General features: G+C 36.5%; 30 protein-coding genes. All 30 read right to left on the bottom strand.

Annotation, left to right across the window (positions count from 1 at the left end; genetic code table 11):
- Position 1: 1 nt before the first annotated feature.
- The gene (gene flhB / locus FWJ32_RS00165; protein ID WP_149543956.1) at positions 2 to 1,087 is read right to left on the bottom strand and encodes a flagellar biosynthesis protein FlhB; all 1,086 of its coding nucleotides are present in this window, start codon (positions 1,085 to 1,087) and stop codon (positions 2 to 4) included.
- A complete protein-coding gene (gene fliR, locus FWJ32_RS00170) occupies positions 1,087 to 1,866 on the bottom strand; it encodes a flagellar biosynthetic protein FliR (RefSeq protein ID WP_149543957.1) in 780 nt (259 codons plus the stop codon). The genes flhB and fliR overlap by 1 nt, the downstream gene beginning before the upstream one ends.
- An 8-nt stretch (positions 1,867 to 1,874) precedes the next feature.
- A complete protein-coding gene (gene fliQ / locus FWJ32_RS00175) occupies positions 1,875 to 2,144 on the bottom strand; it encodes a flagellar biosynthesis protein FliQ (RefSeq protein ID WP_149543958.1) in 270 nt (89 codons plus the stop codon).
- Positions 2,145 to 2,159: 15 nt separating this feature from the next.
- Positions 2,160 to 2,843, bottom strand: a complete 684-nt coding sequence (gene fliP / locus FWJ32_RS00180; protein ID WP_149543959.1) for a flagellar type III secretion system pore protein FliP — start codon at positions 2,841 to 2,843, stop codon at positions 2,160 to 2,162.
- An 11-nt stretch (positions 2,844 to 2,854) separates the two neighbouring features.
- Positions 2,855 to 3,214, bottom strand: a complete 360-nt coding sequence (locus FWJ32_RS00185) for a flagellar biosynthetic protein FliO (RefSeq protein WP_203227523.1) — start codon at positions 3,212 to 3,214, stop codon at positions 2,855 to 2,857.
- Between the two features lie 6 nt (positions 3,215 to 3,220).
- Positions 3,221 to 3,583, bottom strand: coding sequence for a response regulator (locus FWJ32_RS00190; RefSeq protein ID WP_149543961.1), 363 nt, complete (start codon positions 3,581 to 3,583; stop codon positions 3,221 to 3,223).
- Position 3,584: 1 nt separating this feature from the next.
- The gene (gene fliY / locus FWJ32_RS00195; RefSeq protein WP_238988746.1) at positions 3,585 to 4,682 is read right to left on the bottom strand and encodes a flagellar motor switch phosphatase FliY; all 1,098 of its coding nucleotides are present in this window, start codon (positions 4,680 to 4,682) and stop codon (positions 3,585 to 3,587) included.
- Entirely contained in the window at positions 4,675 to 5,667 is a 993-nt protein-coding gene (fliM, locus tag FWJ32_RS00200) for a flagellar motor switch protein FliM (protein WP_149543963.1), read from the bottom strand. The genes fliY and fliM overlap by 8 nt, the downstream gene beginning before the upstream one ends.
- A gap of 15 nt (positions 5,668 to 5,682) precedes the next feature.
- Positions 5,683 to 6,099 carry a flagellar basal body-associated FliL family protein gene (locus FWJ32_RS00205; RefSeq protein WP_162523443.1) on the bottom strand — a complete coding sequence of 139 codons (417 nt, stop codon included), beginning with the start codon at positions 6,097 to 6,099 and terminating at the stop codon, positions 5,683 to 5,685.
- A gap of 20 nt (positions 6,100 to 6,119) precedes the next feature.
- Entirely contained in the window at positions 6,120 to 6,860 is a 741-nt protein-coding gene (locus FWJ32_RS00210) for an OmpA/MotB family protein (RefSeq protein WP_149543965.1), read from the bottom strand.
- The gene (locus FWJ32_RS00215) at positions 6,844 to 7,653 is read right to left on the bottom strand and encodes a flagellar motor protein (protein WP_149543966.1); all 810 of its coding nucleotides are present in this window, start codon (positions 7,651 to 7,653) and stop codon (positions 6,844 to 6,846) included. Before FWJ32_RS00215 ends, FWJ32_RS00210 begins: the two co-directional genes overlap by 17 nt.
- Before the next feature lie 9 nt (positions 7,654 to 7,662).
- Positions 7,663 to 7,866 carry a flagellar FlbD family protein gene (locus FWJ32_RS00220; RefSeq protein ID WP_149543967.1) on the bottom strand — a complete coding sequence of 68 codons (204 nt, stop codon included), beginning with the start codon at positions 7,864 to 7,866 and terminating at the stop codon, positions 7,663 to 7,665.
- 53 nt (positions 7,867 to 7,919) lie between these two features.
- Positions 7,920 to 9,188, bottom strand: coding sequence for a flagellar hook protein FlgE (locus tag FWJ32_RS00225; RefSeq protein ID WP_149543968.1), 1,269 nt, complete (start codon positions 9,186 to 9,188; stop codon positions 7,920 to 7,922).
- A gap of 79 nt (positions 9,189 to 9,267) precedes the next feature.
- Positions 9,268 to 9,636 carry a TIGR02530 family flagellar biosynthesis protein gene (locus FWJ32_RS00230; RefSeq protein ID WP_149543969.1) on the bottom strand — a complete coding sequence of 123 codons (369 nt, stop codon included), beginning with the start codon at positions 9,634 to 9,636 and terminating at the stop codon, positions 9,268 to 9,270.
- 11 nt (positions 9,637 to 9,647) lie between these two features.
- Positions 9,648 to 10,043 carry a flagellar hook capping FlgD N-terminal domain-containing protein gene (locus tag FWJ32_RS00235; RefSeq protein ID WP_238988747.1) on the bottom strand — a complete coding sequence of 132 codons (396 nt, stop codon included), beginning with the start codon at positions 10,041 to 10,043 and terminating at the stop codon, positions 9,648 to 9,650.
- 10 nt (positions 10,044 to 10,053) lie between these two features.
- Positions 10,054 to 11,340 carry a flagellar hook-length control protein FliK gene (locus FWJ32_RS00240; RefSeq protein WP_149543970.1) on the bottom strand — a complete coding sequence of 429 codons (1,287 nt, stop codon included), beginning with the start codon at positions 11,338 to 11,340 and terminating at the stop codon, positions 10,054 to 10,056.
- Positions 11,341 to 11,366: 26 nt separating this feature from the next.
- Positions 11,367 to 12,116, bottom strand: a complete 750-nt coding sequence (locus FWJ32_RS00245) for a MotE family protein (RefSeq protein WP_149543971.1) — start codon at positions 12,114 to 12,116, stop codon at positions 11,367 to 11,369.
- Positions 12,100 to 12,564 carry a flagellar export protein FliJ gene (locus FWJ32_RS00250; RefSeq protein WP_149543972.1) on the bottom strand — a complete coding sequence of 155 codons (465 nt, stop codon included), beginning with the start codon at positions 12,562 to 12,564 and terminating at the stop codon, positions 12,100 to 12,102. Before FWJ32_RS00250 ends, FWJ32_RS00245 begins: the two co-directional genes overlap by 17 nt.
- A gap of 13 nt (positions 12,565 to 12,577) precedes the next feature.
- Complete coding sequence (gene fliI / locus FWJ32_RS00255; RefSeq protein ID WP_149543973.1) at positions 12,578 to 13,888, bottom strand: flagellar protein export ATPase FliI; 1,311 nt, start codon at positions 13,886 to 13,888, stop codon at positions 12,578 to 12,580.
- Positions 13,872 to 14,582 (bottom strand): FliH/SctL family protein, encoded by a 711-nt coding sequence (locus tag FWJ32_RS00260; protein WP_149543974.1) that lies wholly within the window; start codon positions 14,580 to 14,582, stop codon positions 13,872 to 13,874. Before FWJ32_RS00260 ends, fliI begins: the two co-directional genes overlap by 17 nt.
- A complete protein-coding gene (gene fliG / locus FWJ32_RS00265; protein ID WP_275266196.1) occupies positions 14,575 to 15,588 on the bottom strand; it encodes a flagellar motor switch protein FliG in 1,014 nt (337 codons plus the stop codon). The genes FWJ32_RS00260 and fliG overlap by 8 nt, the downstream gene beginning before the upstream one ends.
- 11 nt (positions 15,589 to 15,599) lie before the next feature.
- Complete coding sequence (gene fliF, locus FWJ32_RS00270) at positions 15,600 to 17,165, bottom strand: flagellar basal-body MS-ring/collar protein FliF (RefSeq protein ID WP_149543975.1); 1,566 nt, start codon at positions 17,163 to 17,165, stop codon at positions 15,600 to 15,602.
- Between the two features lie 15 nt (positions 17,166 to 17,180).
- Positions 17,181 to 17,468: a flagellar hook-basal body complex protein FliE gene (gene fliE, locus FWJ32_RS00275; protein WP_149543976.1), complete on the bottom strand. Its 288-nt coding sequence runs from the start codon at positions 17,466 to 17,468 to the stop codon at positions 17,181 to 17,183.
- A gap of 14 nt (positions 17,469 to 17,482) precedes the next feature.
- Positions 17,483 to 17,914: a flagellar basal body rod protein FlgC gene (gene flgC, locus FWJ32_RS00280; RefSeq protein WP_149543977.1), complete on the bottom strand. Its 432-nt coding sequence runs from the start codon at positions 17,912 to 17,914 to the stop codon at positions 17,483 to 17,485.
- 2 nt (positions 17,915 to 17,916) lie between these two features.
- Entirely contained in the window at positions 17,917 to 18,315 is a 399-nt protein-coding gene (flgB, locus tag FWJ32_RS00285; RefSeq protein WP_149543978.1) for a flagellar basal body rod protein FlgB, read from the bottom strand.
- A gap of 210 nt (positions 18,316 to 18,525) precedes the next feature.
- Complete coding sequence (gene codY / locus FWJ32_RS00290) at positions 18,526 to 19,302, bottom strand: GTP-sensing pleiotropic transcriptional regulator CodY (protein ID WP_149543979.1); 777 nt, start codon at positions 19,300 to 19,302, stop codon at positions 18,526 to 18,528.
- 18 nt (positions 19,303 to 19,320) lie between these two features.
- Positions 19,321 to 20,691, bottom strand: a complete 1,371-nt coding sequence (gene hslU, locus FWJ32_RS00295) for an ATP-dependent protease ATPase subunit HslU (RefSeq protein ID WP_149543980.1) — start codon at positions 20,689 to 20,691, stop codon at positions 19,321 to 19,323.
- A gap of 11 nt (positions 20,692 to 20,702) precedes the next feature.
- Positions 20,703 to 21,233, bottom strand: coding sequence for an ATP-dependent protease subunit HslV (gene hslV / locus FWJ32_RS00300; RefSeq protein ID WP_149543981.1), 531 nt, complete (start codon positions 21,231 to 21,233; stop codon positions 20,703 to 20,705).
- A gap of 118 nt (positions 21,234 to 21,351) precedes the next feature.
- A complete protein-coding gene (gene topA, locus FWJ32_RS00305) occupies positions 21,352 to 23,406 on the bottom strand; it encodes a type I DNA topoisomerase (protein ID WP_149543982.1) in 2,055 nt (684 codons plus the stop codon).
- A 10-nt stretch (positions 23,407 to 23,416) separates the two neighbouring features.
- A complete protein-coding gene (gene dprA, locus FWJ32_RS00310) occupies positions 23,417 to 24,502 on the bottom strand; it encodes a DNA-processing protein DprA (RefSeq protein WP_238988748.1) in 1,086 nt (361 codons plus the stop codon).
- Positions 24,503 to 24,512: the final 10 nt, after the last annotated feature.

Consider the following 24,512-nt stretch of genomic DNA (forward strand, 5'->3'; position numbering starts at 1 on the left):
CCTACTTATTTCTTAAACTATATACAAACGCTAAAATCTCTGCAACCGCCTTATATAATTCTGGAGGAATCTCTGAACCAATCTCTGTCTTGTCATAAAGTAAATGAGCTAATTCAATATTTTCTACAACGGGTATACGGTTTTCTTCTGCAACCTTTTTGATCCTTAAGGCAATGTCATTTATCCCTTTACCAACAACCACAGGGGCATTATTTTTTAATTCATCATACATTAACGCAACAGCTATGTGGGTAGGGTTAGTAACAACTACTTGGGCCTTTTTCACATCCTCCATCATACGTCTCGTAGAAACTCTCCTCTGAGCTTCTCTAATCCGTGATTTTGTCTGAGGATTACCTTCAGTTTCTTTGAATTCTTCTTTAACCTCCTGTTTTGACATTCGTATACTCTGTTCAAAATCCCATCTTTGATAAAAATAATCAGCGACTCCTATGACAAGTAAAGTTAGGCCTGCTTCCAAACCTATATTATATATTGAACTATTGATAAATGAAAGAATCTGTGGCATTTCCATGTCTAACACATTAAAAATGTGGTTATAACTCTTTGACAGATATGAATATATCACATAACCTACCAATATAATTTTTAGTAACGATTTTGCAAATTCAGCAACTGTCCTTTTTGAAAAAATTCGTTTAAATCCATTTAATGGATTTATGTTATTCAAAGTAAAATTCAAAGATTCAGTAGAAAAAATAAACCCAGTTTGAAAAACATTCATCATTATGCCTGTAAATGAAATAATTAAAGCCATTGGAAAAGTAAGACTAATAATTTTTATGAATATATATGCAAATATATTCTTTACTCCTGATATTGTTAAATACTGCGATGGATTACTTAACAAATTGAAAAAAAATCGCAGAGTATTATACATCCCATTCGCTATATACCCCGACATAACGTGAAACAGAACAAATCCTGTCAATAATGTAAAACCCATAACAATATCATTGCTCTTAAAGGTATGTCCCTTTTTTCGTAGATCCTCTCTTTTCTTAGGTGACGCCGGCTCAGTCTTTTCTTCCTCAGCAAAAAGTTGCAGATTATATATCCTTGACATCAAGAGGCTCCCCCAATTATCTTAATAATGTTATAAATTCCCTCAAAACTACCATCAAACAATGCATTTAATGAAAATATAAATACGGGTAGCGCAATCATCATTGTTATTATACCTACCAACACCCGCAATGGCATACCTACCATGAACACATTCATCTGTGGCACTGTCCTGGACAAGATACCTAAGGCAATGTCAACAAGCAAAATTGTTATTACCACTGGTGCACTTAGCTTAAAGCCTATTGAAAAAACCTTAATAAAAGCATTAATGAAAAACTGTAAAAAATTATCATTTACAACCAGCACACCCATTGGTATGAATTTATAGCTGTCAAAAATGGCACTTATGAAATAATAATGCCCGTTAATCATAATAAAAATTAATAAACTTAATATATATAGAAAATTGCCCATTATAGGTACCTGAACATTGTTTTGTATATCCAATACATTGACAATCCCAAATCCCATTGACATATCGATGAGTTCTCCGGCTATATAGATGGCATGGAAAAAAAGAAAGCTCACAAAGCCAATTATAAGTCCTATTAAAAATTCTTTTATCAGGATAACCGAAAATTCTACAATATTATCAGTAATGGAAATTTCTGGTATTAAATTTTTAAGTATTAAAGTTAAAAACAAGCTTAACCCGATCTTCACAACATATGGTATTTCTCTTCTACTGAAGATAGGATTCAAGATAGTTATCCCAAGAATCCTTGAAAACAATAACAGAAAATTCACAACCCATGTAATAACAACAGTGTCATTCATTTAAGCACCTATCTTATATACTGAATAATATTTGAAAGAAGATTATTGGTATATGATGTAATAACATTGAGCATCCACGGTCCGAGCAATATCAATATTAAAATAACAGCAAGTATCTTCGGAATAAACGTCAATGTCTGTTCCTGTATCTGCGTAGTAGCCTGAATTATACTTACTAACAAACCAACGGCCAATGTTATAATAAGTATTGGTGCACTTAATTCTAAGAAAACATATAAAGCTTGTCTCCCTATATCCATTACAAATTCTTGACTCATATATATTTCTCCCTCTCAATTAAAACTGACAATAAGGGATTTTATAATAAGATCCCAACCATTTACGAGTATAAATAGTAGTATCTTAAAAGGTAATGATATCATTACCGGTGGCAACATAAACATACCCATCGACATGAGCACGCTGGATACAACCATATCAATTATTAAAAATGGTATATAAATGAGAAAGCCCATCTCAAAAGCTGTTTTAATCTCACTTAATATAAAAGCAGGAACCACAATCCTTAGAGGTAAGTTATCTACACCTTCCTGGATATTTTCTTTAGAAAGGCTTAAAAATAAATTTAAATCACTTGTTCTCGTCTGCTTTAGCATAAACTCCCGTATGGGTTTTATACCTTGCTCTAAGGCCTGCTCTTCGGTTATTTGACCATTTATATATGGTTGAACCGCATTGTTGTTTACTTGACTTATTACAGGAGACATTACAAAAAGAGTTAAAAACAATGCCAGTCCAATTAGTACCTGATTTGATGGAACCTGCTGCGTCCCAAGGGCACTTCGGGTAAAGGAAAGTACAATGATTATTCTTGTGAATGAAGTAAGCATTATAAGTAATGATGGAGATAATGTAATTATGGTTAAAATAAGCAAAATGTATAATGATGGCGCCAACCCCGAAGTACTGCCTGGGCTTATATTTATACTTATATTTGGAGGTATTGTATTCTGCATTTAATTTCACCTTAAGACCCTTTTTTGTTCTTAAAATATTTTCCCAGAATTTCCCTGAAATTACTTACTGCTAGTCCATTGGTATGAACACTGGAATCGTCTGCCTCAATATGTTCGCTGTCATTTAAATAATCAATTTGTGAAATGATTCGTATATCATTATTGGTTACACCTATAAGATATAGATATTTACCCACTTTTATCAAAAGTATATATTTATCTCTGGCAATAATATACCTGTCTATAACTTTTATATGTTTTGTCCTGTTTGTAGATACTGAAAAAGCAGCAAAATATTTGGTTACGTAGTATGCCATTAAAAGTATTAATGCAAATACAAACAAAAACCACAAAAATGATTGAATCCCCATAATCATCTATCCTATAATCTTTTTAACTGCCTCTATTACCCTCTCGGCCTGAAATGGTTTAACAATAAAGTCTCTGGCACCTGCTTGGATTGCCTCTATAACCATTGCCTGTTGTCCCATAGCCGAACACATTATTATTTTAGCATTAGGGTCTACTCTCCTTATCTCCCTTACTGCCTGTATACCGTCAACCTCAGGCATGGTAATATCCATAATGACAAGATCTGGACTTAATTCCTGGTACTTATCCAAGGCAGTAGCACCATTATCGGCTTCTCCTATAACCGTATACCCATTTTTAGTAAGAATATCTCTGATCATCATCCTCATGAAAGCAGCATCATCAACGATTAATATATTTTTGCCCATATTATACCTCCATATTTCTATAAGAATTGATTAATTCATTTTTATCATTCTTTATAATATCTGTTATTCTAACACCAAAGTTCTCGTCAATTACTACTACCTCACCTTTTGCTATTATTTTCCCATTGACAAGTATGTCAACTGGTTCTCCGGCTATCTTGTCCAATTCAATGACAGACCCCGTACCAATCTCCAATATCTCTTTAATAGTTTTTCTTGTTCTTCCCAACTCTACTGTCACATCAAGAGGAACATCCATAATAAGATCAATATTAGATGTAACAGCGCCAGGTGTCTCACTGAGTTCCTGAAATATTGCTGGTTTTACCTCAACCTTCCCTCGCGTGTTTTTCATTTCTGTGTCGTTGATTGCACCAGTCTTTTTCACATCTTCTTTCTGAATGGGTTCATCGTCTTTAGTATGCTCATCAGTATTTGGTGTAAGGCTGCTTACAATCTCCTTTGCAAAATCAATTGGCATTAGTTGCATGATTTTGCTGTTTATCAGATTGCCAACAACCATATCAAAGGATATCTGTACCAGCTTGTCCTGGTGAAGAGGCAAGTCACCAGGTACATCAGAAGGAAAATCCACTATAAATGCTTTTGGAGGCGATATATTAATATCCTTTTTGAGTATGGTTGCTAGAGATGTTGCAGCAGAGCCTATCATCTGATTCATCGCCTCAGATACGGCGCTTAGCTGTAAATCACCTATTTCACCATTAATATTTGTACCGTCCCCTCCCATCATAAGATCTGTCATTATCATTACATCTTTTACTTCAAGAATTAAAAGGTTAAATCCTGTAATTCCCTTGGTATATTCTACAAGAATTCCCACATAGGGTACTGGATAATTGACCTTTAGTTCCTCCCATGTCACTATCGAAACACTCGGAGTAGTTATTGAAACTTTATTTCTCAATAAAGTGTAAAGAGTTGTGGCAGACGTGCCCATGCTTATATTTCCAATCTCGCCCAGTACATCAATCTCAAATGGTGTTAACACCTCGGACTCCATTGATTGGCTATTTACAGCTGATACCCCATGTAACAATGCATCAATTTCTTTCTGAGAAAGTATATTATCAGACACCATGCTCTCCCCCTTCATATTGCCCTAAGACCTTCACAGCTAATTTTCCGCGGTTTTTGCCGGGAATACCCTTAAACATTTTCTTATTTTCTACATACACATCCACTCCACTGGTGACGCTATTATTAAGCTGTATCACATCACCTGGTGATAGGTTCAATATATCAGCAATTTTTAATTCAGCTTTCCCAAGGACACCGATTAAAGTTACATATGTGGATTCTAATCTCTTTTCAATATTTTTCATATCCTGCTTACCAGTCTGCGTGTTTGGAGTGGAGTACCAGAATCGTGTACTTAATTTAGGTATAATTGGTTCAATTACCATGTGAGGGATACATATAATCATATACCCTTCATTTTTACCTATCTTTATATTCATGGTAAACAGAGCAACAGTCTCATTTGCTGCAGCTATTTGAGCAAATTGCGTATTGGTTTCAATTTTTTGGAGTGATGGTTTTAAATCAAGAAAATTAGACCATGGCTCTTTTAGGTAACTTACCAGTTCCCTTATTATCTGTTCCATCAATATTAGCTCTATCTCTGTAAAATTTTTAGAATTATAGTCACCTTGCCCACTACCGCCCAATATTCTGTCAATCAAACTATAAGCAGTATTACTATAAAACCCTATTATTATAGAACCATTTAATGGTGAAAAATCCACTATACCAAGTATCATTGAATTTGTAATAGAATTATTAAACTCATAATAGGTTAATTGTTCGGCAGAAATAACATCTATCTGCACCATAGTTCTTAAATAACCTGAGAGAAAAGTAGCAGCAGATCTGGAAAACTCATCAAATATCATCTGCAGTGTCCTTAAATGTTCCTTGGAAAACTTATTTGGCCTTCTAAAATCATAAACCTTTATTTCTACTTTTTCTTCTTCTTTTTTTATTTCATTTACATCAAGTTCCCCACGGTTTAATGCATTTAGTAATGCATCAATTTCCTGCTGATTCATCACATCTGACATACTCTCTCACCACCTTTACTGGACAACAAAATCAGTAAAGTATACATTTATAATGTCGCTTGTATTAAATAACTTATTAAGCCTTTCTACTAACTTCATTCTCAACTTATCTTGTCCCTCAGCACCATCAATCTCCTCAACTGTTGAATCTCGTAAAGTAGAATATATTTCATCCCTCATTTCTGCATTCCGTTTATTAAATTCAGAAATCAACGCCTTATTGGAAAGCTCCAACTGTATATCAACTTTGATGTACCTTCTGCTGCCTTTCAGATTTGTTATAAATGAATCACCCGGTGAATAATATACCACGTTTTTTGTATCATGTGAAGGCAAAGAATCCGCATTCATTACAAAAAAGTAAAGATAAGCTGCAATCGCTGAAACTATTATAATCAATACCACAAGCAAAATATTTACAAGATTTTTCATCATATTCTCCCCTTCATTGATCATTTATTACTGGAACCATTTACTATTATTATATCAACACGTCTATTCTTTGCTCTCCCCTCTTCTGTCTGATTATCAGCAACAGGATGGTATTCACCATATCCGGCAGCAGAAAGAGTTGATGGATCCATCCCCACGTTCTCAATAAAATATTTAACAACATTTGTAGCTCTTGCTGTAGAAAGTTCCCAGTTTGAGGGAAATTTTTCATTATGTATAGGCACATTATCTGTATGGCCCTCCACCCTTATTGGTTTATCAGCTCTCTTTATTATCTCACCTACATTTTTTAATATTTCTTTTGCTTCTGGCTTTATATCTGCCTTGCCAGTATCGAACAAAGCAGTATCTACAAATCTTATAAGTATTCCTCTCTCATTAATAGTAACCTGTACAGAGTTGCTTAAATTGCTTTGCTCTATATATGTCTGAATATCATTATATACATCGGCAATATCCTCAAAATTTGTGTTTGTAGCTGCTACGTTGGATCCAGCACTTCCTTGAGTTTCTAACTGAGCAGCAGTATTTTGAAGGGTATGTCCCTCCTTTACAATACCTAAATATCCTTGAAGAGACTGAATAAGTGCTTGATATTTATTCATGTCAATAGTCGATAATGAAAAAATCATGACGAAAAAAGTCAATAAAAGTGACATCAGATCGGCGTATGTGTTCATCCATTCCTTTGAGTCTTGAGGTCCATCATCATTCTTCGAACGCCTACCCTTTCGTGACATTTAATTCACCTTCTCCTGCTTGGCTTGTGGCTCTGTCATATAACTCTCTTACCTTTGGAGACAAAAATGCTTTTAATTTTTCTTCTATTATCCTTGGGTTCTCACCAGACTGTATGGAAAGTATCCCTTCTAGCATCAACTCTTTTTGCAGTGTTTCTTGTTTTGTAAGATAAGAAAGCTTCCTTGCCATAGGCAGAAATACCAGATAGGCCATTAGTGAACCATAGAAAGTAGTTATTAAAGCAACAGCCATACCAGGGCCAACCTTTGATGGGTCGTTCAAGTTTTTCAACATATTTATCAGGCCAATCAGGGTACCTATCATACCAAAGGCGGGAGCAAAAGTAGCAAACGTCTCAAATACACCCTGACTTTGCTTATGCCTATCTTCAAGGAAATCTAGTTCTGTCTCCATGATATTTCTTATTAACTCTGGATCTGTCCCATCTACAACCAACAAAATTCCCTTTTTAAGATAGGGATCTTCCAAATTTTCTGCTATATCCTCCAATGCCAGCAATCCTTCTCTTCTGGCAGTATTTGCAAGGGAAACGATCTGTTTTATTACTTCACTGTTATTTACTGGTTTATTAAAAAATATAAACTTCATTACCTTGAATGAATCCAATACCTTGCTAAGTGGGTATGAAATCAATGTACTTGCAATTGTACCACCAATAGTTATCATAAGTGATGGCACATCAATATATGTTGTTAAGGATCCATTTAATAAAATGGATATAATAATTAAAGCAACTCCTGATATTATTCCAATAAAGGATGCTATGTCCATTTTATCACCTCAATTGTCTCTAAGGTTGATGTTCGAAAAAATTTCCCATTTATATTTAATAACCCTATCAACGACCTCATTCATTGACTCTAAGACAACATACTTGTGTCCGTTAGTCAAGGTTATGACGGTATCAGGAGTAGACTCTATATATTCAATTAATTCACTGTTTAATACAAATTCCACTCCATTTAATCTGGTAAGATGTATCATTTTTAAAAATCCTCTTTTCTATATGCCACAGGGAAAACCCTGTGGCATAAAGTTTATCTCTTCATATTAACTAATTCCTGTAAAAGCTCATCGGCTGCAGTTATTATACGTGAGTTTGCCTGAAAGCCTCTCTGAGCTATAATCATGTTTGTAAATTCCTGTGAGAGGTCAACGTTGGACATTTCAAGAGTGCCTGGATTTATCACACCTAGTCCTCTACCTCCGGCCTGGCCAATTTCCGGATTCCCTGAATTATTTGTGTCTATAAAAAGGTTGTCGCCAATCTTTTGAAGACCACCCTCATTGGCAAAATCCGCAATAGCAAGGACACCAAGAAGCTGTCTGCCCCCGTTGCTATAGGTACCAACCACCTTACCATATTGGTCAATTGTAAAACTTTCCAATGTGCCTGCTGCATAACCATCCTTGTCTACAGCTTTGGCTGTTGTATCTCCAGCAAACATTGTAAAGTTATCGATTGGAAATGATATTGTTATATCCTGAGTTGCAGCACCATTGTTATAAGTTATGCCAGTTATTGGCAATGTCATAATGCCATCTGTTGCTACAGTATCAGTGTCAGTAAGCTTACCATTTGCATCAAATGTAAACGTAACAGCAGCAGGGAAAGTAGAGGTTATTGAGCTATCATTTGTAGTCAGACTGACATCCCATGTATTAGAGCCAGTACGAGTAAAATGCAGAGTTAAAATGTGCTCATTCCCCAATGAATCATATATAGATACATTATATGAAATTTCATTGTCCGGGGAGGTATCGGGTGTTCCTGCATCCAGGTTGCCTCCCATCGTTATATTGGTTGTAGGCATGGCCCCCAGTGTCAATTTATTAAACAGGTTCAAGGCTGCAGGTTCTGTTGCAGTATCATAATTGCCATCCACATCTGCCTGCCAACCGAGAACCAAGTAACCTGAAGAATTTACAAGATTACCTGAGCTATCAAGCCCAAAATTTCCAGCCCTGGTAAAATATCTGCCACTGTTGTCGCCAACTACGAAAAATCCATTTCCGCTTATTGACAGATCGAGTGGGTTATCAGTTCTTTGTGAACTGCCATTGGTAAACAGGTTGTCAATAGAAGCTACCGATACACCAAGTCCTATCTGTTGAGGATTGGTACCACCCCTGCCTTCCTGAGGCCCTGTAGCTCCTCTTAAAGTCTGACTGAACACATCTTTAAATGTTATCCTGGCAGTCTTATACCCAGGGGTATTTACATTGGCAATATTGTTGCCAATTACATCCATCATTGCCTGATGGGCCTTTAACCCAGAAATGGCTGAAAACATTGAACGCATCATAATAATTACTCCCTCCTTTGAGGCACCGTGATGAGACCTTTCAGTAAATCCAGGCCTTAGCCTCCCATAAAGGGTCCAGCTATACTATCACAGCACCGTCTATATTGGTAAATACATTTTCCTTTAAATGTTGTCCATCTACGGCCGTAATAACCGTCCTTGACTTTATGTTGACTATAAAGGCACGATCGTCCATGAGCACAAGCGAGTTCTTTATGCCTTTATCCTGAGCCTTTTTCACAGCAGAACTCAATTTATTGATGTCATCTTGCGAAAGATAGATGTTTCTGCCTTCTATCCTTTCGCTGGCATGCTTCGAAAAATTAAGATATTCTGTAGTTTTTAATTCTTCATCTAAAACTTTTTTGAAAGAATTATCTTTAGCTTCATGGTTTTCACTTTTGACTGGCCCTGTTAACTGTTCAGGTAATATTTTATTTATAATCATTTTAGACCACCTCACTCTGAAGGTGCTACCGTTATGACATTATCTATTGGAATATCGATACCGTTGACTATTATATATGCGTTTCCCTTGTCTACCCGTATGCCCTGCACAATTCCAGATATTGTATCATCTCCTGAAGATGAATTGGCAGATATACTCTTGCCAATAAGATCTATTGCTTTTAATTGGTTTACTCCAGAATATACATTCTGAACACTTTCCAGAGTACTAAACTGAGCAATCTGAGCAATAAATTCTTGGTCATCCATAGGTTGCAATGGATCCTGATTTTTAAGTTGCGTTATAAGAAGGTTTAAAAATGCTTCTTTGTCAAGGGTGTCATTGCTCTTGACATCTTTTGTCGGCTCTACGAGAAAATTTTCCACATTCATACTGACCTGCTGCATTAGTTTCACCTCACACAATGCAATCTACATGCTCCTTATTGATAAATGATACAAATTCATAATCCTTATACTCCTGTTCGACATTTGTAAAAAATATCTGATGTCGCCTCTCAGGGGTTCGATGCTGACCATTATTGAATAATCCACCGCTGTCAACTGATACTGAAAGATTGTCCACCTGTATACCTTGTTGATTTAGTGAATTTTTAAGCTGGTCTATGTTTGTTTCTATCATATTTTTTACATCCTGGTTCTGAGTAGTAATCTTTGCTGTGATTACATTTTTATCTACTACAATCTGCATGACAAGCTTGCCAAGGTTTGGTGGCTTTAAGCTTATAAGAGCTTCACTTTTCTCACTGTCTTTTAATATCAACCTTACCCCATCTACAATCTGACTAAAGATGTTCTCTATGGTCGTACCTGTCTGGACTTTGTCAGGTACGGCTAATTCATTTTCTGATTTAAAGGCAGCATCAGACATATGAGAAACACTAAAATAATCCATCATTCTGTCTACATTTTGGGATTCATTTTGAAATTGGCCAGGCCTAAACTCCTGTTTCTTATTGACTAACTCTTCACTATTGTTTTCAGCATTTAAAATCGCATGTTCTCCATTCTCCACAGCACCTGAAGTATCAGAAACTTTGTCATTACCCATTTGTTGCATATCCGCAATATTAACCCCATCATCAGAAGTTGAGACGAGTCCCATACTGTCTATGTTTTGCTTTAGCAATTTATCTTGCGATATATTTTGTATTTTTGTTTCATCAGCCGCTTTGTTCTTGTCCAAGAGTATCCCTAAAGCTGTTTCAATTTTACTCTGGGTATCTGCACCATTCTTATCCAGAAGTACCCCTAAAGCTGTTTCAATTTTACTCTGGGTATCTGCACCATTCTTGTCCAGAAATACCCCTAAAGTTGTCTCAATTTTACCCTGGGTATCTGCACCATTGGCATTGGGTAATGTCAATTTATCAAGTATAGACTCAACTGTCTTTAATAAATTTGACAAATTAACGTTGAGTTTTTCCATATTGTTATCTAAACTCATTGATGGTTTAACACTTTCACTTTCGGCAGTTCCATTTATATCGGTTTGCAGAATATTAACAGGATTGATTGAGCCAATAAGTACTGATAAAATACTTAAATCATTCTCGTTTATGATCTTCTTCAATATGTTATCCAGAGTTATTTTAAAGGTATCATTTTTTTCAGCACCACCTTTTAATTTATTTTCAGGAAATAATAAGTTAGAAATATTCACATTTTGCAATGCCGCATTCACGCGCTCACCTCCTTTCAATCCATAATTTATTGCATTGGTGAAAATGCCTTTGTAATCCTTGCTGCGTCCTTAGAATTCATATTGTTCATTATTTTAGCAGCAAGATCTGGGTTCATGTTCATCAGTATCTGTGCTGATAGAGTAACGTCTTTTAAATCAACCAGAGCATTTGCTGCCACTTGGGAGTTCATTTTGCTATAAAGGTTTGATATATTCTTTACATCTCCAAGTGCAAGAACCTCTGTAATACTAACAATATCTCGAGAATTCATATTGTTCATTATTTTAGCAGCAAGATCTGGGTTCATGTTCATCAGTATCTGCGCTGATAGAGTAACATCTTTTAGATTGAGTAGAGCATTCGCTGCCGCTTGTGAGTTCATTTTACTATAAAGATTTGATATGCTTTTTATATCATTGAACTGGGAATTTTGCTTTGTATTTGTGGTTCCGACAGCATTATTTAGCATTGCCTCTTTTTGATTGAGTTTTGCCTCTTTTTCATTGAGTATCTCTTCCCTTTGCTGTAACTGCTCCTCTAAAGCGTTTAAAGATTTTTCCCTTTGCGCCAAAAGGTCTTCTGCTGGATTCTGCTTTGGTGCCTCTTGTATAAGATTGTTAACCACTGGCATGTCTTTTAACAAATCCTTCACTATATTAGGTGATTTTGTGAAGAAACCAAAATAAACAAGTATACTAAGCAGCAAAGTAACCACTAAAGTAATTATAACTGGAAATTTGCTACCTTTTTTCCTTATTTCAGCCTTCTCTATCATTACTGCCCACCTGCCTGAAGTGATTTGTCAAAGCCAGGTTATCCATCAGTGTATAATCTTCTTTTTGTAACTCCGAAATGTATTGCTGTAGCTTAGCTGCTTTCATCTTCTCAAGGGCATCAACCGTCCTTTTAAGCCTTAAATATTCTTCCTGTTTTTTTCTTACTATCTTTTCTTGCTCAGCCTTTTTCCTATCAAGATCAACTTTTATAGCATTTAGATTGATAAGATAATTCTTATAAAACTTATAATTCCACACTGTGATGACATTTTCACCAATCTTAATACAAAAATCCGAATAACGATAAATTTCTTGAATTATATTAGACAGCATATCCTGGCTTTCCCTCAACTTATTTATTTCTTTTGTCAATTCTTCTCTCTTTATGTTCTTTTCTTGCCCTTTTATCTTCAACACTGATTCGAGATTAAATCTAAATTTTTTCATCTTCTAACACTCTTTATTCTAAAACCAACGCTTTTAGTAAACTAAATGTGGTATCAAAACTAAAATTTTCTTCTGCTCCCTGTCTTAGGAAGCTTTCAATTTTATCATGCAGGTATATTGCCCGATCAATCCTTTTATTTGAGCCAGCATTATACATACCAATATTGATTATGTCTTCTGCCTCCTTGTATGCAGCCATACTATCCTTAATCTCACCAGCAATCCTCTTATGTTCATCAGTCACAATGTCATTCATCACCCTGCTTACACTGGCCAATACATCGATGGCCGGATAGTGATTCTGATTTGCAAGCTGCCTTGATAAAACAATATGTCCATCTAAAATACTGCGACATGCATCGGTTACAGGCTCATTGAGGTCGTCTCCATCCACCAGCACAGTATAAAAACCTGTAATAGAGCCACGCTTGAGATTGCCAGCTCTTTCTAACAACTTCGGAAGATTCGAAAATACCGATGGAGTATACCCCCTCGACACAGGTGGCTCACCTATGGCCAAACCAACTTCTCTCTGTGCCATAGCAAATCGTGTCACTGAATCCATCATGAAAAGGACATCAAAACCCATGTCACGAAAATACTCAGCAATAGCTGTAGCTACATATGCCCCTTTAACTCTAATTAGTGCAGGTTCATCAGAAGTTGCAACTACTAAGACGGACCTCTTCAACCCATCCTCACCCAGGTCCCGTTCAATAAAATCTTTGACCTCCCTCCCTCTCTCACCAATGAGAGCAATTACATTGATGTCAGCTTTAGTATTTCTTGCCATCATTCCTAAAAGAGTGCTTTTGCCCACACCACTCCCGGCAAATATTCCTATCCTTTGCCCTTTACCAACTGTAAGCAATCCATCAATCGCTTTAATTCCAACAGTAAGTGGTTTATTTATCCTTTCACGCTCCAAAGGTCGGGGTGCATGATTTTGAATAGGGTAATAGTCGGTATAGTAGATGTCTCCATTTCCATCTATAGGTCTACCAAGACCATCCAGAATCCTCCCAAGCATTTTTTCACTTACTCCAACAGTCAATGGTAAATTTCTTGCAATCACTTCAGAACCAGGTCCTATGCCATCCATCTCCCCTAACGGCATTAAAATTGTATTTCCATCCTTAAAACCTACAACCTCAGCCGGAATCGCTCTCTCACCGTTTAATGAAAACACATCACAAACATCTCCAACTTTAGCAGATGGCCCTTGAGAAACTATTGTAAGGCCTATTACGTCCTTTGTTACTCCCTTTATGGTATAAAACGGTGTGGTCTCAACTGCTGTAAAATATTTATCTAGGTTTACCATTTTTCAAAACCTCAATTAAAATATCCTTTATTTTATTCACCATATTTACCATGGAATAATCTATAAGTCCATTAGGTGTCTCTATTATAAAGTCACCCTTTGATAATCTAAGTTCTGGTATTATCTTGAATTCTTCACTGAATTGTCCTTTCAAAGTTTCAGCATCATCGTAGCTTACCCTAACATTGATAACTTTGCTGTTTTTCATTTCCTTTAAAGCCCCGACTACCCTTTTTGATATGGAGTCTTTTAAATTTCCAATATCATCGCAAAGCACCTTTTCGCATATTTTTACGACTAAATTTATTGCATCCTCTTCAACAATATCATACAACTTCTCTTTTTCTTTTATAATTTCATCCTTTATTGCATTAATCTCTGATAATTTTAATTCATACTCTTTATAAGCATCTTTTTTACCCTCTGCATACCCTGCCTTATATCCCTGGTTTTTCCCCTCATCATAGGCCTCTTTCTTAATTTGTTCAGCTTCTTGTCTTGCCATTTTCAGTATATCCGCTTTTTCTGCTTCAACCCTTTTCATAAATTTTTCATATAATTCATCAAAATCTTGTTGTTCTTTTTCGATAGTCGTTAATTGTTTTGCAGAAGATGGGAACATATCAAACGGTATTATGCTTAAATCATACTCACTGTCAATTATTACTTGTGCCCCTTTAAATACCTTAGACAATTATCTCATCGCCTCCACCTCTTGAGATAATGATTTCACCAGCATCTTCCAGTGAACGTATGATATTTACAATCCGCTGCTGAGCCTCTTCCACATCCCGCAAACGTACTGGGCCCATGTATTGTATATCTTCCTGGATCATCTCTGCCAGCCTCTTCGATATATTGGCATATAACACCTTAGCAACATCTTCACTGGCGCCTTTAAGTGCAAGGGCAAGGTCATGATTATCTACTTCTCTCAATACTCGCTGTATAGACCTGTTGTCCAGATGTACAATGTCCTCAAACACAAACATACGTTTTTTTATCTCTTCAGCCAGTTCCACGTCATTAACCTCAAGGTTATCTAAAATATTTTTCTCAGTACTCCTGTCTGAAGCATTCAAAATATCCACAATTGTTTGAATACCACCCGTTGTTGTATAGTCCTGTGAAACCAGTGTGGATAGTTTTTTCTCCAAAATTCTTTCTACCTCTTTGATTACCTCCGGTGAAGCACTATTCAATCTGGCAATTCTTTTTGCCACATCTACCTGCCTATCCTGTGGAAGCGCAGAAAGGATAACAGCTGCTTGGTCCGGCCTTAAATAGGACAGCACCAGAGCTATGGTCTGTGGATGTTCATTCTGTATAAAGTTCAACACCTGTGAGGGGTCAGTCTTCCTAACAAAATCAAAAGGCTTCACCTGGAGGCTGGTAGTAAGGCTATTTATTATCTCAATTGCCCTCTGCGTGCCCAGTGCCTTTTCAAGGACCTCTCGGGCATATTCAATACCACCCTCAGATATATACTCCTGTGCCACACACAGCTGATAAAATTCGTCTATTATCTTCTTTTTGTCTTCAGGATCCACTTTGTTAATATTTGCAATTTCCAGTGTTAACTCCTCAATCTCGTCTTCTCTTAAATGTTTCATTACCTGGGCTGATGCCTCTGGGCCCAGCGCTATGAGAAGCATAGCAGCTTTCTCCTTACCACTCAAGCCAGTCCTTGTCTTTGCCACATGTACCACTCCTACTCTTCATTGAGCCACGTCCTGATAAGCTGTGCCACCACATCGGGCTTCTGCTTTATCAACCTCTCGATCTGCTTTTTCGGATCATTCTCATTTTCTTTGACGACTATTTCTTCAATTGGCATCGGCTGTGCCACCGGGCTAACAGGTTCAACCACAGTACCTTTCCTTGAGATTAATAATCTTCTTCCTATAAGGAGGCCACCAACAATGGCTGCTGCGATCAATCCTAAGATTATATACATCCGAGTCTGCTGCTGTCTATTACTTTCATTCATAGCATTTTGCATTTCTTCTTGCAAAGACTGATCGAATGCTTGGGCTATAATCGTTATGTTTTGTTCAGGATCTCCGGTAAGGCCTACAGAATTTTTAATCAGGTTTCTAATTGACCCTTCATCAATAGCAACTGGTTGGCCATTTTCATCTTTTGGTGGATTTATGGCCACAGACACAGATATATTATCTGTATCAATCTGACCTTGAGCCTTAACAAATTCATTTTTTATCTCGTTCAATTCATAGTTTATTGTTGTAGTTTCCCTATCTGAGCTAGAAGTATTGTTATTACCAGCAGGATATGTTGAAGCTACATTTGAGCTTGTTCCTGCTGCTCCTCCTGCATTCTGACCTGTAGAACTTTCCTTTAACTGTTGATAACTTCGTATGGCACTATTAGCATTTATTACATCACCGTTTTCATTGGAATTAGGTTCGTATGTGGTTTTGACTGTCTTATCGTAGTCAAAATCCAATGGAGCTGATACGTTCACAATTACATTGCCCGGACCATAAATTTTTTCAAGCATACTCTGTAGGTTTTTCTTCAGGGTTTCTTCAACCTCACGCCTTAAGTTCATTTGGCTGTTTACGGTCCCCGTCAAATCACCTGTATCATAAGACAGGATATTCCCCCTGTTATCAATAACCGTTACGTTCTCTGGCTTTAAGCCAGCCACACTTTTAGTAGCAAACTGTATAATGCCGTTAACCTGTTCCTGAGATATGGTTGTACCAGGTGCCATATCTATTCTTATGGCTGCCGTAGCTGCCTTTGTGTCTGTATTTAGTGCCCATGGTTGTTCATCTGGTATGGACAATACCACATATGCATCCTGAACATTATCCAGACTTTTAATGGCATTTTCAATCTCTTTCTGAAGAAAATACTGGTACTTTTTCTGTCTTTCCATATCAGTGGTACTCAAGTTTCCAGCAAATGCGTCATCAATTGTAAAACCGTCATCAAGCAGGCCACTGGAAGAAAGCTCTATGCGCAACTTGTCCCGATATTCTTTAGGAACATATATTGTCGTACCACCATTTTCAAGTCTATAAGGCACCTTATAATCATTTTCAAGAGCTTCAACAACCTTACCAGCATCCTTTGAACTCAGGCCACTAAATAAAAGTACATAGGATGGTTTATTTAAGAAATACACAAGCAGAGTAATAGCAACTAATAAAACAACAAAAGAGACTATTATCCTGATTCTTTGTTCTTTGTTAAGGCTTGCCCAGAATTCATTTATTCTATCAGAGATTTTCTTAAGACCTTCTGCCATCTATATTTCGTCCTTTCAAACCTGCATTCTCATTATTTCCTGGTAAGCCTCCAGAGCTTTATTACGAATGGCAATAGTAAGTTCAAGCGCCAGATCGGCCTTAACGCTGTCAATCATTACATCATGCAGTTGACCTGCATCACCCATGCTTAAACGCAAGTCACTATCTAAAGCCTTATTTTGAAGTTCATTTACTTTCTTGACAGCATCTTTCAAGATATCAGCAAAACTGTTATCACTAACAGAGTTTTTTTGTGTTAATAAAGTGCTCATATCGTCAATTGAATTGATTGGATTAACCATTTAATCCACCTCCCCTATTTTGCAAGATCAAGGGTCTTTACCAACATATTTTTAGTGTCATTTATGACAGTCATGTTCGCCTCATATGCCCTACTGGCAGAAATCAGGTCCACCATTTCTAATACTACATCCACATTGGGATACTCCACATATCCATCAGCCCGTGCATCCGGATGTCCAGGCTGATACACAAGCTTAAATGGACTTTGATCTTCAGCTATTTCCTTCACTTCTACGCCGCCCTTAGAAAACCCATTCATCTCTTCATTAAGTATTCCCGAAAAATTGTCTTTTTCTGAAAATATAGCTATTTTCCTTCTATATGGTCCACCGTCTTGGGTTCGTGTCACGTTAGCATTGGCAATATTATCAGCTATAATATCCATCCTTAACCTTTCAGCTGTAAGACCACTGGCACTGATATTTATGGTGTCAAACATGCCCATGCTTATCCTCTCCCCTCGTTAATTGCAAGTCTTATTCTTCTGTACTCATTACCAAGCTGCTGGACAAGAGAATTGTACAACAATGTGTTTTGTGCCAGAAGAGACATCTCCTCATCAATATCGACATTATTTCCATCCAATCTTTGAGAAGTACTATTATCTCTAACAATTACCCCATTTTCTTCTGCATTTGCATAGGTATCTATATGTCTATCATCTGTTGTTTTAAGTCTCATAGTCGTGGCGGCATCAAAGACCTTAGAAAAATCGACATCATATCTTTTATAATTTGGAGTATCAACGTTGGCTATATTGTTGGAAATAAGTGAATTCCTAAGCCAATATGTATCTAAAGCTCTTTTCATGAGGTTTAATGAAACAGAGAAATTTTCATCCATCATAAGTCCCACCCTTTAATACTATACTCCTTTTATTCAACTATTCGACAAAAAAACCAATTTTCCTCTTGATACAAGAGAATAATTTCTGTTTTCTTCATTATAATACAATCTTTAACAAATTTCTACAATAGGTCAAAAGACTTAAATTAAAGAGCCTTTTTTTCAAAGGCTCTTTAATTTAAGTTTATAAATTATACTATATTTTTATTTTTACTTAATCTTTTCCAATTCTTCTAGAAGTTTATCGTTTAAAATCTTAATATATGTCCCTTTCATTCCAAGTGACCTTGACTCAATCACACCTGCACTCTCAAATTTTCTCAACGCATTTACAATAACGGACCTGGTTATACCAACCTTATCCGCTATTTTGCTTGCTACAAGAAGCCCCTCTTTTCCATTTAATTCTTCAAAAATATGCTGAATGGCTTCCAATTCAGAATATGATAATGTACCAATAGCCATTTGAACAACAGCACGCTTCCTTGCCTCGTCTTCTATTTCTTCATTATGAGCTCTCAATATCTCCATCCCTACAACTGTAGCCCCATACTCTGCAAGAACAAGGTCATCATCATTAAATTTCTCTCCAAATCTTGCAAGCACAAGCGTTCCCAGTCTTTCACCGCCACCATTTATAGGAACAATAGTGGTAATTTTATCATCATATTCACATATTTTATCATCAGTAAAAACACAATTCTTATCTGTCATAGGCACATTTGCTTTTGTATCATCAACATCCATAAGCTCATCATTATAGTCTTCAGGAAACATTTTATCCTGAATAATATTCTCTTCTATAACATTGCACTTAAACCCCTCCATTAGGGCATAACCAAGCACTTTCCCCTTTCTGCTACCAATGTAAACATTTGAACTTAAAACTTCACTCAGGATCTTAGCGATATCGTCAAAGTCCACTGCCTGTCCAGCAGATGTTTGAAGTATCTTGTTTAATTTTCTCGTTTTTTCAAGCAAACTCATATTAAATCCTCCTACCTGTTAAATTATATATTTTTTAATATCATAATACCTGACGCTGTCCTTTAATTTATTCTTTACATAGCTGTCATCAATTAAAATATGATCTTCACAGTCTGGAGCCTCAAAGAGAAGGTCATCCAATAACTTCTCCATTACAGTATGAAGCCTTCTGGCTCCAATATTTTCTGATTCCTCATTCATATCCGCTGCTATTTTAGCTATTTCATCAATTGCACTTTCAGAAAATTCTACATCAATTCCCTCTGTCTTTAACAGCTCTTTATACTGCTTTACTATTGCATTTTGTGGTTCTGTAAGTATCCTTTTAAAATCGTCTTTGTTAAGACTTTGTAGCTGAACATGGATAGGAAATCTACCCTGAAGCTCAGGTATCAGATCACTAACCTTGCCAACATTAAATGCACCAGCCCCAATAAAGAGAATATAGTCCGTCTTTATAGGGCCATACTTAGTCATAACTGTAGTCCCCTCTACTATTGGTAGAAGGTCTCTTTGTACCCCTTCCCGTGAAACATCAGGGCCTTCACCTTGATAACTACCTGTTATTTTATCAATTTCATCAATGAAAATAATCCCCTCATTTTCAGCTTTTTTGATGGCCTCATTAACCACCTCATCCATATCAATAAGTTTCTCTGCCTCTTGCTGTTTGAGTATCTCTCTTGCTTCTTTTACCGTAGTTTTTCTCATTTTTCTCTTTTTTGGCATTAAGTTTGAAAATATATCTTGAAAGTTGATGTTAAGCTCATCAGAACCTGAAAACATCTGTACCATAGGGTTAAATGCCTCTTCAACCTCAATCTCAATTGTTGCGTCCTCAAGCTCACCATTTCTCAGTTTTTGCAACAGCTGTTGCTTCTTTTCTGCCAATCCAGGTTCTTCCACCTTTTCCTGAGAATTAAAATCCATATTTAATAGAAATTCCATTGGATTTTTTACACCCGTTTTTTTCTTGCCAGGCATGAGATAGTCCACCAGTAAACCCTCTGTCATTTCCGCAGCTTTTGCTTCTACCTCTTTATATTTTGCATCTTTTACGATGCGTACTGCTTCCTCAACAAGGTCCCTTACCATAGATTCTACATCTCTGCCTACATAACCTACCTCAGTATACTTTGTCGCTTCAACCTTCACAAACGGGGCATTCAAAAGTCTTGCAAGCCTTCTTGCTATTTCAGTTTTTCCAACACCAGTTGGACCTATCATTAAAATATTCTTAGGTGTTACCTCCTGCATCATCTCTTGAGAGAGCCTGCTTCTTCTGTATCTATTCCTCAATGCAACAGCTACTGCTTTCTTAGCATCTGCCTGTCCAACTACATATTTGTCCAGTTCTTTTACTATCTCTTTGGGTGTAAAGTACTCCATTATATCCCCCCCTATAGCTCTTCCAAAACAATATTGTTGTTTGTATAAACACAAATGGAAGCAGCTATTTCCATTGCCTTATAGGCAATATCTCTGGCAGATAGATCAGTATTAAGTTTCAAAGCTTTCGCCGCAGCAAGTGCATAGAAACCACCAGAGCCTATAGCAATTACGTCATCATCAGGTTCGATCACCTCACCATTCCCGGAGATTACTAAAAGGGTTTCCTTATCTGCCACAATCATTAGAGCTTCTAATTTTCTAAAGACCTTGTCCCTACGCCAATCCTTTGCCAATTCCATCGCTGCCCTCTTTAAATTTCCACTGTATTGCTCTAATTTTTCTTCAAATTTTTCAGAAAGGGTTAATGCATCTGCTACAGAACCCGCAAAACCAACGAGGACAGAATTATTGTATATCTTTCTGACCTTTTTAGCAGTCTGTTTTATTATGGCATTCTCCCCCATGGTCACCTGACCATCACCAGCTATTGCTACCTCATTCTTTTGCTTGACTGCAACAATCGTGGTTCCTTTAATCAAGATTTAGACCCCCTATCGTCTTGCGTTAATAATATTAACACAAAATCAAATTAATTGCAAGAAACCATTCTAAATTTTATTTATATTTTATATAACTGGAAAAATTATACTTTCTATATTACACTTCACTGTATTTACAGGATTTGTCTGAACATTTAAAATAGTTCTTTCCACCCCGCTTTTTTTCAACAAGTATACTTCCACATATTGGACAAATTTTATCTATAGGTTTATCCCATGTCATAAAACCGCACTCAGGATTATTTATACATCCATAGTAAGGTCTGCCTTTTTTGCTCTGCTTTTTCACTATTTCACCGCCACACACTGGGCATTTAATACCTATCTTTTCAAAATATGGTTTTGTATTTTTACACTCTGGATAACCAGGGCATGCAAGAAACTTTCCATATCTTCCATGCTTGATAACCATGTTTCTTCCACACCTCTCGCATATAACATCCGAGACCTCTTCCTCCAGCGTCACATTCCCCATTTTCTCCTTAGCATATTCCAAGGCTTTATTAAACTCTTCGTAAAATTCTCTTACAATTTCCACCCATTCTATATTGCCTTCTTCTATTTGGTCAAGTTTTGACTCCAATTCAGCAGTAAATTCAATGTCAACAATATCTTTGAAATAGTTCTTCATAATGTCTGTTACAATAAACCCCAATTCAGTCGGAACAAGATACTTCTTTTCTTTTTTCACATAACCCCGCTCCTGTATTGTACTGATAATTGGAGCATAAGTGCTCGGCCTGCCAATCCCATTATCTTCCAGAGCTTTTATGAGAGATGCCTCTGTATATCTTGGGGGTGGTTGAGTAAAGTGTTGCTTTGGGTCATAAGATATCACTTTTAAAATACTGCCTTCACTAAATTCTGGATATTCACTGTTTTCATCTTCTTCATCACTATATGCTACAAGATAACCGGGAAAAATAAGCATAGAGCCTGACGCCTTAAATATATAACCTTCACATTTTAGATCGACTGTCACGGTATTGTATACTGCCGGAGACATCTGACTTGCTAAAAATCTTTCCCAGATAAGCTTGTATAACTTGTATTGATCCTTAGAAAGTGACGTAGCTATCTTCTCAGGCGTTCTATATATAGAGGTAGGCCTTATACCCTCATGGGCATCTTGAATCTTTGTTTTTGATTTTACAATTTTTGTATCACCCAGATAGTTGTCCCCATAAATTTCCAATATATATTTCTTTGCTTCATTTTTTGCTTCATCTGCGATACGAGTAGAATCAGTTCTTATATATGTTAACAGGCCTACGGCCCCTTCTCCTGCAACCTCCACCCCTTCGTAAAGTTGCTGTGCTAATGCCATGGTTTTCTTCGCAGTAAAACCAAGCCTTTTATATGCTTCCTGCTGAAGGGTACTGGTAGTAAAAGCAAGAGGTGGATTCTTTTTCTTTTGCCCTTTTTTTACTGAAACTGTATAAAGATCCTTGCCTTCTATCTGGTTTAAAATATCATCCACCATGTCCTTATTTTTTAATTCTATTCTACCCTTTTCATCTCCATAAAAGTTTGCTTGAACCATTCTTCCATTGTTGTCAATTAAAATTGCAGCTAAAGTCCAATATTCTTCCGGTTTAAAATTATTTATTTCCTCCTCTCTGTCACATATTATCCTCACTGCAACAGACTGGACCCTGCCAGCACTTAGGCCGTATTTGACTTTGTCCCATAACAATGGACTTATTTTATATCCAACTAATCTGTCAAGTATTCTTCTAGCTTGCTGAGCATTAACAAGATTTTGATTTATTCTTCTCGGAGCTTTTATTGCATTCTTTATTGCATCCTTTGTAATCTCATGGAACTCAATTCGGCAATCTTTATTATCGTCCATATTCAATATGTTGGAAATATGCCACGATATTGCCTCTCCTTCACGGTCAGGATCGGTAGCTAGCAATATACTATCGGCTTTTTTGGCTTCTTTTTTAATTTTTTCTATAATAGATCCCTTGCCACGTATAGTTATATACCTTGGTGTAAAATCATTCTCTATATCAACGCCAAGCTGACTTTTTGGCAAGTCTTTTACGTGTCCTGCTGTAGCCTCAACATGATAATTTTTACCCAGAAATTTGCTTATCGTCTTTGCTTTTGATGGAGATTCAACAATAACAAGAGTTTTGCCCATAACATCACTCCTAAACCTTAACATAGAACTTCCCTGGAAGCTCTTTAATATAACCTAATAAAACCAATTTATTTAATACAGCTATTAATTCATTGATACTAACACCGGATATATTTGATATACTATTAATGCTTATTGGCTTATCGTCAATATAGTCTAAAATTTTTTTATAACCTTCAGAAAGATTATTTACTCTTTGATTCTCTATTTTTTCCTTTAAATCTATTCGTAATTCATATTCCTCTATTATGTCATTAACAGATGTGACCAGTTTAGCTCCTTCTTTTATAAGGTTATTAGTACCCATACTTGACTCATAATTGATATTGCCTGGGATAGCAAAGACATCTTTGCCTTGTTCAAGAGCAAAACCAGCAGTAATCAGTGAACCACTTCTTACACCCGCTTCAACTACCAGGACGCCCACACTAAGACCGCTTATAATTCTATTACGTCTTGGAAAGTTTTGTTTTAATGGTTCTGTACCAAGGGGAAATTCACTTACCAATGCACCACTTTTTGCTATCGTCCTGTATAATTCTTTATTCTCGCGTGGATAAATGATATCAAGTCCTGATCCAACTACTGCTATGGTTTTACCATTAGCAGATATTGCCCCTTGATGGGCCATTGAATCAATACCACGGGCCATACCGCTTACTATTGTAAAACCGGCAGCAGCAAGCCGAGCTGCGAAATTATAAGCAATCTGGCTACCATAATATGAGCAGTTTCTTGACCCCACTATGGCTATATTCATACCGTCTAACAGTTCCACATTCCCCTTCAAATACAATACAGGTGGTGGATAGTGAATATTTTTTAAGTTATTTGGATATTCGTTATCATTATATGTTATTAGTTTTATGCCCATAGAAGTTACTTTGTTAATATAAACATCGATATCTATATCTCTGCATTTTTGGATTTCTTCTATTAGGTTGTCATTTAATGATCCAATATTTTTCAGTTCATGTCGATCTGTTTTAAATACTTCCTCTGCTGATCCAAAATATTCTATAAGGTCAAAGAACCTTTGAGGGCCAACTTGAGGAACAAGGCTTAGTTTTATCCATGATTTATCCAGTTTAACCACCTTCTGAATC

It is taken from the genome of Calorimonas adulescens, from assembly GCF_008274215.1.
In the GTDB taxonomy this organism is placed as follows: Bacteria; Bacillota; Thermoanaerobacteria; order Thermoanaerobacterales; family UBA4877; genus Calorimonas; species Calorimonas adulescens.